The organism is Anaerohalosphaera lusitana (assembly GCF_002007645.1).
Classification (GTDB): Bacteria; Planctomycetota; Phycisphaerae; order Sedimentisphaerales; family Anaerohalosphaeraceae; genus Anaerohalosphaera; species Anaerohalosphaera lusitana.
In genome coordinates this window covers 3,550,481-3,565,019 of sequence record NZ_CP019791.1, presented here as the reverse complement: position 1 = coordinate 3,565,019, position 14,539 = coordinate 3,550,481, and the positions used below count along the sequence as shown (strand labels likewise).

Below are 14,539 nucleotides of genomic sequence, written 5' to 3'. Positions count from 1 at the left end.
CAAAGTGAGTGATGTATTGTAACGATAGAGTATTTGTGAAAAAACATTTTTAAACGAGAGGTTTCAAAATGAAAAGACAGAATCTCAAGAAGGGTGTAACACTGATCGAACTTCTGATCGTGGTATTGATCCTGGCGGCGTTGTCAGCGATCGCTATTCCGAGGATCTCGAAAAGTGCTACGAACGCAAAGGCAAAGGCATGTGCAACTAACGTAGATGTGCTCAATTCGGCTATCGAGCTTTACAACGCGGATAACGGCGAGTATCCGGACAAGCTCAGCACGATCACGACAGACATTTCGCTGTTCCCGGACGGAGCACCTGTTTGTCCAATCGAAGATGCTGAGTATCCTGACACGCTGGTAGACAACCGCGTTGATACGTCGGATCACAATCATTGACGAATAAGAAGCTATTTCAAAACTCAGATTTGCCTTTCGGCGGCCCTTTTTCCGTTCGACTGCGTTGAGCAAAATCGCCCATAGTTACGGCTATTACCAATTTCGCTCGCCTTGTCGAGACGAAAAAATTGCTCGCCGGCAAGCCAAAAGCAGTTTTGAAATAACTTCTAAGCCTCCGTTTTCCATGCGATCGGTGCCGGTTCGATGTATGTTCCGGCATCTTTTTCGCGCCTGAAGCACTGTGAGGATGATCTGGTCAATGACGGCTATGCGAATAAAATCCGGAAGAGAGCTGGAAGCTGGTTATACACTGGCTGAGGTTATAGTCGTGGTGATGTTTATAGGCATCTTTGCGGCTGTGGCGATACCTCGTATTGACTTCGGGATCGTTCGCAAGCATGCTGCGGAGACCGCGGCGCACAAGATCGTGACGGATCTTCGCAGGACGAGGCACATGGCGATATCGAATGCGTCGGAGAACAGTCAGGGTTATCGGATGGATTTCGTGTCGGTGGACGGCAGGGCGGGTTACAGGCTGATCGATCTTTCGAATAATTCGAAGGTTGACGAGCAGTTTGTTTCCGATGAGATTTCCTGCAGCGGGGCCGGGAGTTATGACTTTGGGCCGTTAGGGAACCTGAAGGCGGGCAGTGACGACAGTCTGGAGGTCGCTGCGGACGGCAAGACGTTTTCGGTTGCGATAGTCAGGTCCACGGGAGCTGTCAAATGTACGGAAGAGTGAGAAAAACAGGCAGGTGCAGAGGAGGACGTCGGTGCAGGGGAGGCTTTACACTGACCGAGGTGGTGGTTGCTTCGACGCTGCTTCTGCTGGGGATCACGCCAATATTGAAGGCTCTGACGGGGTCCTATATTTCTTCTACACGGATCGATCAGAAAACGCAGAGTCTGCTGCTTGCTGAGGCGAAGCTGGACGAGGTGAAGGATGCTGTTGGAGCGGATCATGCGGCGAGTGTGGTGCAGAGTGATCTGCAACTTCAGGATGGGTTCTATTGTGACATTGCAGACGATACAGTTAACAGCGGGTTGAGGGAGCTGTCGGTGTCGGTGGGTGTGGATGCGGACAGTAACGCCAGGCTGGATGACGATGAGGTGCTCGTTTCGCTTTCGACGATGGTTGCAAGGCGTATGTGAGCGGGTTCTGCGGGGCGGTCATAGGGACGTGGTTAATGCGGTAAAGTCCTATATTATTTTCATTTGATTTTGTAATGAGCATTTTTTGCGATTTATCGGCATTGGAGCTGGGATTGTGAAATTAGTAGGCATGCAGGGCTCATCGACGGGGTGATTATGTCGAAGTAAGGTGAGATAGGATGATGATGTGAAAAAGTATCGCTGTTCCGGCGGTGTGATGTCGGTTTGGGAAGCGTTTGATATGGATAACAAGACAAAAGGTTCTGTGCTGATCATAGTGGTGTTTACCGTGGCGTTGATGTCTACGCTGGTGATAGGCATATTGCAGGCGAACACAGAGGAACTTCAGTTGATGCAGAACCATGTTAACAATGTGCAGGCGTATTATTTTGCTGAGGCTGGTTTGAACCATGCGTTTTCTGAGTTGCGGGCCGACGATGAATGGCGTGAGGGGTTTTCGGATGAGGCTTTTGGGGAGGGCAGTTATTCGGTGACGGTTACGGGGAGCGGTTCTGAGCTTGTTGTCGAATCGACAGGAGAGACGAAGCAGGGTTTTACGACTAAGTTGCGGGCGAATATTGCTATAGGCAGTGTTTCGCCGCACATTATAAGAAAAGATTCCGTTGAGAGGGTTTACTAGATGTTGGGATCCTCAACTTATCTTGGGATTGATATATCGCAGACGCAGGTGTCGATCGCTCACATAAAGAAGGTGGACGACGGCATACGTTTGTTGAAGGCGGGCAGTGCGCCTGTGCCGGAGGGGGTGGTCAAGGAACAATCTATCGAGGATCCGAGGGTGCTTGCCAAGACCGTGCGTGGACTGTTGAAGAAGCACGGCGTGCGTGAGAGGAAGGCGGTAGTTTCGCTGTTTGCTGGGGCGGGGCTAGCACAGATAATCGATCTGCCGGAGGATGTTCCGGCGAATGTGGCTGGATATGTGCGGTCACAGATCAAGAACAGTGCGCTGCTTTCGGGTAAGCAGAGTCATTATGATTTTTGCCGATTGGCAAATGCGCGGTCGGGTTCTTCGGGTCGCGTGCTGGTGGGAGCGACGAATGCTGAGAGGATCAATCGTTTGCTGAAGACGATCCGGCTTGCGAAGGTCGAGCCTGTTGGGGTTGAGTTTCCGACTATTGCGTGGTGCAGGTCGATATATCAGAAGGTGATCAAGCCGAGGTATTCGCAGAACGTTCTGGCGGTGCATGTGAGAGATTCGCAGATATTTTTCTGTGTGTTCCACAAGCATGAGCTGGATTTTGCTCGTTGTGTGGATGTGAATCGGGAAGAGGGGGCGGATGCGGTTGAACAGTGCGTCAATGAGATAAGCTCGATCATTCAGTATTATGAGCTCGATTCGAGTCTGGATATGCGGGCCGGCTGGGAAGTGATAATCAATGCGGGCAAGGGATGTCTGGATGGGGCGGCTCTGAGGGATTCGCTTGATGAGTCGCTGGATGTGAACACGTTTTTGTGTTCGGACAGTTCGTTCGCATCCGATACGCCTGCACAGAGCAGCAAGGTGGAGTCGGCGAGCCTGACGGCGATCGGGCTGGCGATGAAATATGCGCATCGGTCGATATGCGATCTGGAGATCAATCTTGTTCCGGAGCGGGATCGGGATATTGCAAAGCTCAAGGATGTTGGGCTGAAGGTGGGTAACTGTACGGCGGCTATGCTGCTGGCGATGATCCTGTTTTCGGGTTACCAGGTGGCGCAGACGAATGAGACTCATCGAGCGATGGAGGAGAGGCGGGAGAAGAGTCCGTCGGCGGATATCGAGAAGCTGGTGCGGAGGCACAGGTTTTTAAATGATCACCTGGGTGTGCTGCAGGAGAAGGAGCAGGCGATGAATGAGGCGATGAAAGCGAGTCGTACGCCTGCTTATGCGAAGATCCTGGAGGAGATAAGTGAGCATACGCCGCAGAATCTGTGCATTACGAGTCTTTACTGCGATGATGACGATACGATGATAATTAAGGGGGACAGTCTGGATTATCAGTCTGTTCATTATTTTGCGAGGCTGCTGCAGGAGTCTTCTTTGTTCGAGACCGCGGCGGTTGCGGAGACGAATAAACACGAGCGGATCAAAAATCTACTGAGCTATCGTATGGAATGTAAAATTTCAGGCAGGGAAGGTTTGCAGGCAAATGCTTCCGAATAACGTATACAAAACAACACCTTCTTCACGAATTCTGATCGGTGTGTCGAGCGTGTGTCTTATCGCGTTTGCGGCGTATAACTGGATCGTTTCGCCTCAGACGGTATGTCTCAAGGCGGCGCAGCAGCAGTATCATATGCTGCAGAACAGCGGGAAGAAGGCGATGGTGATCCGGGCGAAGGTGAGTAAGAAGGAACGGGAGATCACTGATCTCAAGGACTCTCTGGAAGTGCAGAGTCAGTACTTTTTTACTACTAATGATGCTCGTGAGTTTTTCTATTCGGTCGAGACGATGCTGGAGGAGGCGGGATGTTCGATCCTTGCGCTGACCTATATCAATACGGCGACGGATAAAGCCAACAAAAAAGAAGAGGGAGGGATCAGCCCGGTGACGCAGAAGACGGCGAAGCTGAGGTTTTCCGGTTCTTATGCGGGGTTGATGCAGTTTCTGGGTTCGCTGGATGATATGCCGCAGGAAGTTGTGGTAAGAGATATACTAATGTCTGTGGACCAGCTCAATAAAGGAAAGCTGGAGTGCAGCATGAAGATAACGATCAATATATTGCAGGACAGGGAGGCCCTATCCGATGGTTAATATTCGTTTTATGATAATATTTGTTATGCTGTTATGCTCTAGTGTTGTATGGGCGGAGACGGCGGAATCAGAGGATGCTGGTAATGCGGAGGTGATCGAGGACGTCAAGCCTGCTGAGGGTATCAAGGTGGGCAAGGCAGATCCGTTCGAGATAGTCGTTCCGCCTGAGGAGCCCGAGCCTGAAGTTGAGGTTGAGATTGATGAGGAGCCGGTTGCTGTAGGGCGTAAGATGGTTATGGAGCCTGTGAAAGAGCGGCCCGCGATGTTTATCGAGTCGATGATGCTCAAGTATCTCGATGCTGAGAAGGTCCTGCCTGCAGTCGGATCGCTGCTGACGGAGTGGGGCAGCGCGGCGGTTGATGAGAATACGAACACACTGATAATTTGTGACAGCCGGGAGAATCTGGACAATATTCTGGCGCAGATACGCAAGGCGGATCAGACGCCGCAGCAGGTGCTTATAGAGGTTGTGATACTGGATGTTCTGCTGAGCGATGATACGGAGATAGGTGTGAACTGGGAGGATCTGTTCAAAGAGGCAGGTTCGCCGCACAGTGTGAATTATACGCAGACGCTGAATACGCTAAGTGAGGGCGGATCGTTCAATCTTATACAGAACAGCGTGAGTACGACGGTTAATCTTCTGCAGCAGGAGAGGAACGTCGAGATACTCGCGAGTCCGCGGGTGTTGGTGGTTAGCGGTCATCCGGCACATATACAGACTGTGGAGGAGATACCGTATACCGAGCTGACACAGTCGACGGGCGGGGTTGGGAGCCAGGAGGCGATCACGTCGACGCGATTCAAGGATGCCGGTATTACGCTGGAGGTTATTCCGCGTGTGACGGATGACGGGGAGATCATGCTGGATGTTTATCCGCAGCAGAGTGTGAATACCGGTACGGCGGGGGTGAACAGCAATGTTCCGATCGTGAACAAGCGTGAGGCGAAGACAACGCTTTTGATGAAGGACGGACAGGTGCTTGCGCTTGGCGGGCTCAGGAGGAAGGATACTAAGCTGACGCAGGACAAGATACCTTTGCTGGGTGATCTGCCGCTGCTTGGTTGGCTGTTTTCAAGCGATAAGACAGTTGTGACGAATTCGGAGCTGGTGGTGCTGATATCCCCTCACATTTACAAGCCTGAGGATAAGCCTTCGGATTATCAGATGAAGCGTTTCGAGGAAATTCGGAACAGAGAGACGCTGAGGCTGCCCGAGAACGGCAGATTGAAGACTGAGCCGATCGAGCCCAGGCCCGAGTTTGAGTATTTGCGGGATACGCTGACGTTCCCTAAGCAGAAATGAGGAGAAGTCAGTTGGGCCGGTGCGGATTCAATTGCTGTGATGTAATGGGGTAGGAGTAGGGGCGTCCGATAATATCACGGCGAGAGCCGAACAGTATGGCTGTATTGTTCAGCGCATGAAAAAAGCCAGATCCTACTTGAGAATCTGGCTTCGGAGGAGGGTGATGAAAAGTTTAGCTTGGCCTCTTGGGCATAAAACTAGCTTTTCCATTTTTATTATCGAAAAAGCTGTTTCCAATTCTTTAAGGAAAATTACGATTATCCCGCAAAATTCATATAATCGTAATAATCCTCACATCAGGCAATAACTTAATAGTCTGTGGCTGAGTATGCAAGGATTGTGTACTAACTTTTCGGTAAGAAAATGGGGAATCTGTAATTTTTTTAGGTAAACCGTGTTTTTAGGGGGAAAATTTCAGGGGCAGTTGCTGGCCGGGCAGTTCATTCAGAGTAATCGCATGAAATTGCTTTGTAAGAGTCACTTTATGTTCCTTTCGTTTAGTTCCAGTACTTTCAGCATGTGATTTTTCTCATATCTTACTTTCATTATCTTGCGGGCACCTCTAAGAATTCATTTTGGCGGTCAAGCGAATCTTTTTGATTCCGAGCGGCGTCAGACAAAAACCGCTTTAGCTACAACTAAAGCTGATTTGCCTTCCTTGTCGGAACCCAAAAATCTTCTACTTGCCGCTCAAAAGCAATTATTAGAGCTCCCTTGCTTTTTATGCCAATCTAATGAGACTTAAGACGGTCGCTAATCAGGCATGGCACAAGGTCTGTTGAATATGCTCGGCCGTCTTGCGTCTCCGGGACGGGGGGGATCTTTCTGCAAGGTCTTGATCTGGTCGAGCTTGATGCGGCCGTACTGCTTTCGCCAGTTGTAACGGGTCGCTTCGCTGATGCCCAGCTTGCGGCAGGCCTGCTGAACCGTACCGCCGGAGCCGATAACAGCGTCCGCCTGACGGAAATCTTGACTTATATGTTCGGTACTGTGATTCTTGCGTTTCGTAAGAGGGCTCCTAAAAGCAGTTTAGAGATGGCTTCCAGGCAGAAGAATTTTAAAAAACGTGAGAATTTTGGCCGCAACGTGAAATATCCCTAGTAGGAAAGCGGTATCCTCATGGAACCGCATTAGCGGCAATAAGTGTTGAAACTTACATATTTGTCAGGCAGGGCGTGCTTTATGCAGGGAATTGGAACTAACAACAGCCATAACCACCCACAGAATGAGCGTATTCAGCGTTTTTTGCAGCTAATGAGCCTTAATCAGAGCAGGATTTATGGTTTTGTACTCAGTTTGACTCCCCAAAAAACTGATGCCGATGACATTATGCAAGAAACAAGTGTGACGATGTGGGAGAAATTCGATGACTTCGAGCAAGACACTGACTTCTCGGCGTGGGGGATAAAAATTGCACGATACAAAATAATGAATTACCGTCAAAAGCATTCAGGAAAGAATAAGCAATTCTATTTAAGCGACCAAGCCATCGAGGTACTTGAAAGTAAATCTGATAAAGTTTTCAAGCATATCGATCCACGAATAGAAGCATTAAGAAGCTGTGTAAAAAAACTCAACAGTAGTGATCAGACCGTGCTTCACTTGCGATATGACAACGAATTGCCTGTTGAAGTTATGGCAGAGCGGTTGGGGAGGAGCTCGAAAACAATCTACAGGATCCTGTCGCGTATACAGGATGCCCTCATTAGGTGCGTACGGTTAACTTTGGCGACTGAATAACAGATATGAACGAACACATAGAGAATTATCGCATCATAAGCAAACTGGTGCTTCTTGCTGTCAATGGCTCTCTAAATGAACAGCAGGCCCTGAAGCTTAATAATCTTATTATCAATGATTCACAAGCACGAGATTATTATCTTGAATGTATTGCTACCCAGGTTGCTCTGCAAAATATCGAGTGTATCAGCGATCAAGATGAGTCGGAACTTTTAGATGTCGAGCTCTGGAGATCACTTGCATATACAGAAATGACTGCACCGGAAGTTGTAATTCCAAAGTCTAACGAACCTGTCCCCACCCATACTTCTCAGGTTGAAAAGCGGCCAAACAAAATAAACAAGATAACATTGTACACCGCAATCATTTCATCCGTTACATTGTTCTTTCTAATGGTCACAGTTCTTTTGACACCAAAATCTGAACCGGTGGCAGTTTTTACAAATTCAGTTGATGCTCAATGGGGAGAAGGCCCAGATGTGCTAGTCCCTGGCGATAAACTTCGCCCCGGTTCATTGCGATTGACAAAAGGAGTCGCTGAGATCACATTTTATGATGGTTCTGTCGTTACAATTGAAGGCCCTGCGAAATTCAATCTAGAAGCTGAAAATGAGATGTTCATGCAGTTTGGAAAACTCTGGGCGAAATGTGAGTATAATGCTGGCTTTATGGTCAGATCGCCCGGAGCAACTGTTGTTGATTATGGCACTGAGTTTGGGATATTAGTCGATTCGAGGGGGAATACTAACGCATACGTTGCCAAAGGTGAGATTGATCTTCGCGTCGGTTCGGATGTGAAAGTATACAAAAAGTCTCAGAGATTAATAGCGGGTAAGGCAGCTTGCGTTCAAGATCAGAGTATTAGCAAAGTGGATAGTTGGGATAAGCCGTTTGTTCGGAGCGTAAATGAGATAGAACAAGCACGAAAACTGTTCGGTCAAAATTTGATTGTCAACGGTGATTTTGAACAGGACGAGGGAATGGTGTCTGCTGCTCAGCTGCACGAGAATATGCATATAAGTGGATGGGAAGATGATTCGCAAGCTATTGCTGTTAATTATAAATTATTTGAGACCAATGAATTTCGTGTTCCGGATTTAAGCGAGGAAGTGCTGCCTCCTAATAGGGGCAATAATTTCTTCCACAGTTTGCATAACAGCACAATATCTCAAAATATTGATATATCAAAATTGTTTTATTACGTGGACCATGGGGCAGTGAGTTATGACTTAAGCGGCTGGCTTGGAGGATGGGAAGATCAGGATAATCCGGTAGAACTCAAATTGACCTTTTTGGATTCTAACGGCAATCCACTGGGCAAATCTCAGATCGGACCTGTTGAACCGACAGAGCGAAACAACCAGACAGGTTTCGTCAGGCGAGAGAAGACGGGGACGCTTCCTTTCAATTGCCGTACGATACTTGTAGAGTTACAGGGGAGACAGCTTTCAAGTGATGACTCTGATGCTGCCGACTCTTACGCTGACAATCTCAGTTTGGTTCTGAATGTTAAGCGTTAGTTTAGTGTTGATCAAAATCACAATATATATTTTTTTGGAGGTATTCATGATGAGAAGGTTTAGTTTGTTACTAATGGTTATGGCAGTAGTATTTGCAGCAGGAAGTGTACATGCAGAGTTTGCGACCCGTGATTCGGCCAACTTTGTTTCAACGCTGGATCAGATCGAAGGGGACGTTAATCCTGCTACATTGGGCGATTGGTCCGCTACAAGTTACGGCAACCCTTTTACTGCCGTAAACGGCGACGGCACGCTTACGATGGTCACTACCGACAGCGGCTATGAGACAATCGAACATAATGCCAGCAATGATGACTTCGACAGCGCTGTCGGCTGGACCTGGGAAACCCGCTTTCGGATCGATTCAGCCAATACCGAAAACCTGGGTGTATGGGAAATATTTGTTCGCGACAACGACAACGGACTGGCAGCAACTCGTATCCACTTCCTTTCGACAGGAATCGACCCCGATACATCAGGGCATGGTGTGGACGCGGAGATAGCTGCCGACCTCACTGACGGCTTTCACGTAATCCGAGGTGCGGTCGAAGGAGGCACCAACGCCACTACCATCTGGCTTGACGGCGTGAAGGTTTACGACGCTCAGGTCAGCAGCGATTATAACGCTTCGGAATTTTCGAAGATCGGTCGCTGGGGTGCCCAGACCGGCGGTGGTACAGCGACGATCGACTACATTCGTTTTGATACGACTGGCGCTTATGCACCAGTACCTGTTGGAACAATAACACCTGACAGCATCTCAATGCTTGAAGGTGCAGCTAGTTCTTTTGATGTGGTATTGGATTTTGCGCCAACGGCAGACGTGAATGTAGAGCTCGACGCAAACGATCCGAATATGACATTGAATGGAACCACAGAACCTGTAATACTGACATTTACGACCGAAGACTGGGATCAGCCCCAGATGGTAACCGTCGAGTCTCTTGAAGATTCAACGCTTGAAGAGACAGAGACAATCACTATTGTTCCTGTGGTTTCCAGCGCTGATTCTGAATTTGAAGGCGGTTTGATCCCTCGCCTCACTGTTGACGTTATTGACAACGATTCTCAAGCAATTTTAGTGTCTCACACAGATGGTGACACCGCAGTTGCTGAAGGTGGTGTCGGCGGTCTTCCGCAAACCGATTCATTTGATGTTTCACTGTCGACCTCGCCAACATCAGACTTGGTGATCGATCTTTTTGACCCGGCAGATCCCAACCAGGTACAGGTGAGTCCTTCACAACTAGTTTTTGTGCCGGGAGATATTGGGCCAAAAACCGTTACAGTTACTGCTGTCGACGACGAAATTGTTGAATGGGCAAATGGCGGCAGTGATATTACGATGACAATAACGACAGGCGATCTTGGTTATGCCGATCTGGGCAACCAGAATGTAACAGTGGTAATATATGACAATGAATGCGGAGCTGGGATTAACGAGAACTATGTATACCACAGAATGGATATGAACCATGACTGCCAGATCGATCTCGCTGATTTTGCGAAACTGGCGGAGACATGGCTTGCCTGCTCGCTTCCGAACGATCCGTCATGTGATCTGGGGTATCTTCCAGGTGATCCTGATTATGTTCGCCGAACACCGGATCAGCAATAGTACAAGATTTAGTATGTATTTTCAGATGTGTAGTTTGAATATTATGCCAGCGAATTTAATTCGCAGGTGATCTGTATCAGATGGTCTGTTACGGAAATAATGATTCATGTTTGCATTTTGGAGGTAGTAACGATGAAAAAGATTGGTTTGTTATTAATGGTTATGGCAGTAGTATTTGCAGCAGGCAATGTGCATGCAGCGTTTGCGATCCGTGATTCGGGCAACTTTGTTTCAACGCTGGATCAGATCGAAGGTGACGTTGATCCTGCTACACTGGGCGATTGGTCCGCTACAAGTTACGGCAATCCCTTTACCGCTGTAAACGGCGACGGCACGCTTACGCTGGTCACTAGCGGCTATGAGACAATCGAACATGATGCCAGCAATGACAACTTCGACAGTGCTGTCGGCTGGACCTGGGAAACCCGCTTTCGGATCGATTCAGCCAATGCCGAAAATAAGGGTGTTTGGGAAGTATTTGTTCGTGACAACGACAGCGGACTGGCAGCAACTCGTATCCATTTCCTTTCGACAGGAATCGATCCTGATTCGTCCGGTAATGGTGTTGACGCCGAGGTGGCAGCCGACCTCACTGACGGCTTTCACGTCATCCGCGGCGCGGTGGAAGGAGGCACCAACGCCACTACCATCTGGCTTGACGGCGTGAAGGTTTACGACGCTATGGTCAGCAGTGATTATAACGCTTCGGAATTTTCGAAGATCGGTCGCTGGGGTGCCCAGACCGGCGGTGGTACAGCGACGATCGACTACATTCGTTTTGATACCACTGGCGCTTATGCACCTGTACCAGAGCCAATAACGATGACTCTGTTTGGTCTTGGTGGTATTGCTGTTTTGAGAAATCGACGCAAAGCATAGGTTCACTAATTGGTATTTAATGCGCAAATCCGACCTCGCTCCTTGAGGTCGGATTTGCCAAGATTAAACATTAAAAAAAGAGACTTATACAATGACATTGCCATTCAGGATATTGTTACCGGCTGTTATTTTCACCTGTATTTGTGGTTTTGCAAGAGGTATCGAGTCAAGGGATTCGCTTAATTTTATTACCTCGCTCGAACAAATCGAAGGAAACGTGCTGCCAGGAACACTTTCGTCCTGGACCACTACAAACATTGACGGCAAAACGACTATAAACGGTGACGGCACCATGACAGTATCCACGTCTGACTCATCCTTTGACGCATGGTCAAATGCCGGTACGGTGGACTCATCTATAGGGTGGACCTGGGAAGCACGGCTTCGCATCGATTCAGACCTAGTTGCCGGTGCACCTGTTTTTGATATGATATCACGTGATAATACAGGCGAGTTTGCTGCACCATGGATCATGTTTTTTGCTAATGGGATCAGTGATCGCGGAACTACAGGTGATTATGGTGCAACTGTGGCATGGTCAGCGGACATGTCGACCAATTTCCGCACGGTTCGAATGGCTTATGATCCATATGACGGCAATGGTACTCGCTTATGGCTTGATGGTGAGCTTCTTGCAACCAATATTGCCGGTGATTTTTACAATGCGTCGTCAATGATCTTTATTGGTCGCTGGAGTGCTCCGACAAAAGGCGGGCAGACTACAATTGATTACATTCGTTTTGATACAACCGGCGCATATTCGCCTTCGGCGGCTTTGGGCAATGTGGTGATTTCTGGTGATCCGGTTGTCTATGAAGATGGTCCTACGGCTGACACATTTACCGTTTCGCTTGGAGTCGCTCCTGTTGAAGATGTAACGATAACGCTTGCTGCCGATGATCAGATAAGCCTGGATATTGACAAACTTGTATTTACTCCGGATAACTGGAACACTGCTCAGACCATTACTGTAACGGCAATAGATGATGAAGTCGCAGAAGAATCGACACACAATTCGGATATTACATTTAGTGTTACCAGTGCCGACGAAGATTATGATGATGTTGCTGTTACGCCTTTAACGGTTTTAATCTATGATAACAATCTTTGCGGACCCGGGGGTTATTTAACTGCAGATGTAAACAAAGATTGTATTGTGGATTTAGCCGATCTGGCTGAAATAGCCCGTCAATGGCTTGCATGCACGGTCACTAACAGGATTGGGTGTTATAATGTCAATGCGACAGAGCTTAAGGTTATGACCTTTAATATTCTTTCGGGTGGAGATCCAGTCGCGACGATCGGCGCTACTTCGCCACTATATTACAAAAATCGCTACCAGGATATTGCCAATGTGATAATTGAATCCGGCGCTGATATTGTAGGGATTACCGAGCACAATACTTCAAACCCTGATCCCATTTTAACTGCGCTTCAGGCGAACGACAGCAGTTGGCGGAAACTTGGGAAAATTTATGCAAAATTTGCGATCGAACAGGATCCCTATAATCCTAGCAACTCCTCCAGAAACTCTTACGCTTACCGTGTGAATTTCAATGAGGATCAGTGGATCTATGTTCATGTTGCACACTGGTGGCCTTCAGGCGGATATGGCCCTATGGTCGTACAAAACCGAATAATTAACGGTTCGGTTCCAGCAGACCTGGAGCAATTCGAACAAGAAATTTTAAATACAATAAGCATTCAGGAAACATATAACTATACGCGTGATCGACTGCAAACACATATCGATGCTGGAAGGCCAGTCGTACTTATGGGTGATTTTAACGAAGCATCTCATCTGGACTGGACGGCCGATTATATGGTAAGCGGAGCAGATCGGTGGATCAATAATTCTTCCGGGACACCATTGCGGTTTGACATTGAGTGGCGAGGTTCCAAGACAATGACCGATGCCGGCATGGTTGATGCCTACCGAGCAATATTCCCCGATCCGGTTGCTAAACCGGGCAATACTTGGACGCCGCCGTATGCGAATAATACGCCTGGCCGACGTCCCTATGATGCTGATGCTCCAGATGGCCCCAACCAGGTAGTTGATCGAATTGACTGGATCATGTATGCCGGTAAAGGCGTGATGGTTACAGATGCTGCTGTTATTGGTGAAAATCCGAACAATCCCGAACATCAGGGTAAATCGGAAATACAGCCGGATATCCGATACAGTGGTTCCTGGCCATCAGATCATAGAGGAGTGATAGCGACTTTTAAAATTGAACGATAATTCCGATACGTCCTGAGAACAAGATATTGATGGCTCAGCGGTGAATTGTAAAATGGATTGGTTGGATTATACAATATAACTGGAAATCTCGTTTTGATCAAAGGGGCAAATAATGCATAACAAAAAGGCTTTTACTTTAATTGAATTGCTGGTCGTGATTTCAATCATAGCGTTGCTGCTTGCGATCATGATGCCTGCTCTAGGCAAAGTCAAGACAATGGCCAAGCGTGTCTACTGCGCGAATAACATTAGAAGTCATTCGCTATACCTGAAGTTGTATGCGACTGACAATGACGGCAGATATCATTCCCATGGCGACCACAGCCCCGAATACGCAAGAAGTAACGGCAGTAATGACAGTCTGTATCATGCTATGGTCCCCTATATCGATGATCTGGATGTAATGCTGTGTCCTGTCATACGATCAATTAGGTCCGGAGATTCGATTTTTAAGAATCCCGAATACTTACATGAGAACGGTGCATATGGGGGTTGGGGTTCTGTTGATCTGGACGCTGGACAGGATCCGGCCAATATTACAAGCCCATATATGTGGCTTGCAAATTATACCTACTTTGGAGAGGAACCCAAGTACAGTTTCAGGGACGATGAAGGAAACATGGTCAACAACCCGGTTCATTGGCCAAAAAATGATGGCGAGGCTACGTCTCGGACTCCTATCTTCGCACATCGTGTCAGCAATGCGGCAGGCGGTAGCGGCCATTTCTGGGACCTTTCACATGGTGGTAACCTGGTAGAAATGGATACTAAGTTTAACGTGTTTTCAACCGCAACTGACAATCCCTTGGGATACGGTGATGGAAGCGTCACATACAACAAGAAATCTGAAATGGAACCCAGAGCTAATGCAGGAGCTGCGGGAATAATATTTTATTAGTGGTGGTTCGTGTGGATTGCGAAA

The 14,539-nt window shown here is 48.0% G+C and carries 14 protein-coding genes; 13 read left to right on the top strand and 1 reads right to left on the bottom strand.

The annotated features are described in order from the left end of the window. Positions 1–68: 68 nt before the first annotated feature. From STSP2_RS17775 to STSP2_RS14330, 7 genes are all read left to right on the top strand, one after another. A complete protein-coding gene (locus STSP2_RS17775; protein WP_146663429.1) occupies positions 69–401 on the top strand; it encodes a type II secretion system protein in 333 nt (110 codons plus the stop codon). Between the two features lie 259 nt (positions 402–660). Continuing rightward, a complete protein-coding gene (locus STSP2_RS14355; protein WP_169853241.1) occupies positions 661–1,143 on the top strand; it encodes a pilus assembly FimT family protein in 483 nt (160 codons plus the stop codon). Continuing rightward, entirely contained in the window at positions 1,128–1,553 is a 426-nt protein-coding gene (locus STSP2_RS14350; protein WP_146663427.1) for a type IV pilus modification PilV family protein, read from the top strand. The genes STSP2_RS14355 and STSP2_RS14350 overlap by 16 nt, the downstream gene beginning before the upstream one ends. Positions 1,554–1,740: 187 nt before the next feature. Then, positions 1,741–2,193 (top strand): hypothetical protein, encoded by a 453-nt coding sequence (locus tag STSP2_RS14345; RefSeq protein ID WP_146663426.1) that lies wholly within the window; start codon positions 1,741–1,743, stop codon positions 2,191–2,193. Continuing rightward, positions 2,194–3,717, top strand: a complete 1,524-nt coding sequence (gene pilM / locus STSP2_RS14340) for a pilus assembly protein PilM (protein ID WP_146663425.1) — start codon at positions 2,194–2,196, stop codon at positions 3,715–3,717. It abuts the gene before it with no gap. Then, a complete protein-coding gene (locus STSP2_RS14335; RefSeq protein ID WP_146663424.1) occupies positions 3,704–4,309 on the top strand; it encodes a hypothetical protein in 606 nt (201 codons plus the stop codon). Before pilM ends, STSP2_RS14335 begins: the two co-directional genes overlap by 14 nt. Next, positions 4,302–5,615 carry a type II secretion system protein GspD gene (locus STSP2_RS14330; RefSeq protein ID WP_146663423.1) on the top strand — a complete coding sequence of 438 codons (1,314 nt, stop codon included), beginning with the start codon at positions 4,302–4,304 and terminating at the stop codon, positions 5,613–5,615. The genes STSP2_RS14335 and STSP2_RS14330 overlap by 8 nt, the downstream gene beginning before the upstream one ends. A 753-nt stretch (positions 5,616–6,368) precedes the next feature. Here the strand turns inward: STSP2_RS14330 and STSP2_RS18130 are convergent. Then, positions 6,369–6,560 carry a transposase gene (locus tag STSP2_RS18130; RefSeq protein WP_418202216.1) on the bottom strand — a complete coding sequence of 64 codons (192 nt, stop codon included), beginning with the start codon at positions 6,558–6,560 and terminating at the stop codon, positions 6,369–6,371. Between the two features lie 237 nt (positions 6,561–6,797). Between STSP2_RS18130 and STSP2_RS14320 the strand changes: the two genes are divergently transcribed. The 6 genes from STSP2_RS14320 (at position 6,798) to STSP2_RS14295 (ending at position 14,515) form a co-directional block, all read left to right on the top strand. Further along, positions 6,798–7,355: a sigma-70 family RNA polymerase sigma factor gene (locus tag STSP2_RS14320; protein WP_146663422.1), complete on the top strand. Its 558-nt coding sequence runs from the start codon at positions 6,798–6,800 to the stop codon at positions 7,353–7,355. 5 nt (positions 7,356–7,360) lie between these two features. Further along, positions 7,361–8,875, top strand: a complete 1,515-nt coding sequence (locus STSP2_RS14315) for a FecR domain-containing protein (RefSeq protein ID WP_146663421.1) — start codon at positions 7,361–7,363, stop codon at positions 8,873–8,875. A gap of 46 nt (positions 8,876–8,921) precedes the next feature. Further along, complete coding sequence (locus STSP2_RS14310; RefSeq protein WP_169853240.1) at positions 8,922–10,493, top strand: hypothetical protein; 1,572 nt, start codon at positions 8,922–8,924, stop codon at positions 10,491–10,493. Positions 10,494–10,625: 132 nt separating this feature from the next. Next, positions 10,626–11,372: a PEP-CTERM sorting domain-containing protein gene (locus STSP2_RS14305; protein WP_169853239.1), complete on the top strand. Its 747-nt coding sequence runs from the start codon at positions 10,626–10,628 to the stop codon at positions 11,370–11,372. 91 nt (positions 11,373–11,463) lie between these two features. Further along, on the top strand, positions 11,464–13,617 hold the full coding sequence (locus STSP2_RS14300; RefSeq protein ID WP_146663418.1) for an endonuclease/exonuclease/phosphatase family protein: 2,154 nt from the start codon (positions 11,464–11,466) through the stop codon (positions 13,615–13,617). 112 nt (positions 13,618–13,729) lie between these two features. Then, positions 13,730–14,515: a type II secretion system protein gene (locus STSP2_RS14295; RefSeq protein ID WP_146663417.1), complete on the top strand. Its 786-nt coding sequence runs from the start codon at positions 13,730–13,732 to the stop codon at positions 14,513–14,515. Positions 14,516–14,539 lie beyond the last annotated feature (24 nt).

What these genes read in the sequence shown, in the direction of transcription:
- STSP2_RS14300 (WP_146663418.1), top strand. Translation starts at nt 11,464, where the DNA reads ATGACATTGCCATTCAGGATATTGTTACCGGCTGTTATTTTCACCTGT.
- STSP2_RS14320 (WP_146663422.1), top strand. Translation starts at nt 6,798, where the DNA reads ATGCAGGGAATTGGAACTAACAACAGCCATAACCACCCACAGAATGAG.
- pilM (WP_146663425.1), top strand. Translation starts at nt 2,194, where the DNA reads ATGTTGGGATCCTCAACTTATCTTGGGATTGATATATCGCAGACGCAG.
- STSP2_RS17775 (WP_146663429.1), top strand. Translation starts at nt 69, where the DNA reads ATGAAAAGACAGAATCTCAAGAAGGGTGTAACACTGATCGAACTTCTG.
- STSP2_RS14355 (WP_169853241.1), top strand. Translation starts at nt 661, where the DNA reads ATGACGGCTATGCGAATAAAATCCGGAAGAGAGCTGGAAGCTGGTTAT.
- STSP2_RS14310 (WP_169853240.1), top strand. Translation starts at nt 8,922, where the DNA reads ATGATGAGAAGGTTTAGTTTGTTACTAATGGTTATGGCAGTAGTATTT.
- STSP2_RS14330 (WP_146663423.1), top strand. Translation starts at nt 4,302, where the DNA reads ATGGTTAATATTCGTTTTATGATAATATTTGTTATGCTGTTATGCTCT.
- STSP2_RS14350 (WP_146663427.1), top strand. Translation starts at nt 1,128, where the DNA reads ATGTACGGAAGAGTGAGAAAAACAGGCAGGTGCAGAGGAGGACGTCGG.
- STSP2_RS14295 (WP_146663417.1), top strand. Translation starts at nt 13,730, where the DNA reads ATGCATAACAAAAAGGCTTTTACTTTAATTGAATTGCTGGTCGTGATT.
- STSP2_RS14305 (WP_169853239.1), top strand. Translation starts at nt 10,626, where the DNA reads ATGAAAAAGATTGGTTTGTTATTAATGGTTATGGCAGTAGTATTTGCA.
- STSP2_RS14335 (WP_146663424.1), top strand. Translation starts at nt 3,704, where the DNA reads ATGCTTCCGAATAACGTATACAAAACAACACCTTCTTCACGAATTCTG.
- STSP2_RS14315 (WP_146663421.1), top strand. Translation starts at nt 7,361, where the DNA reads ATGAACGAACACATAGAGAATTATCGCATCATAAGCAAACTGGTGCTT.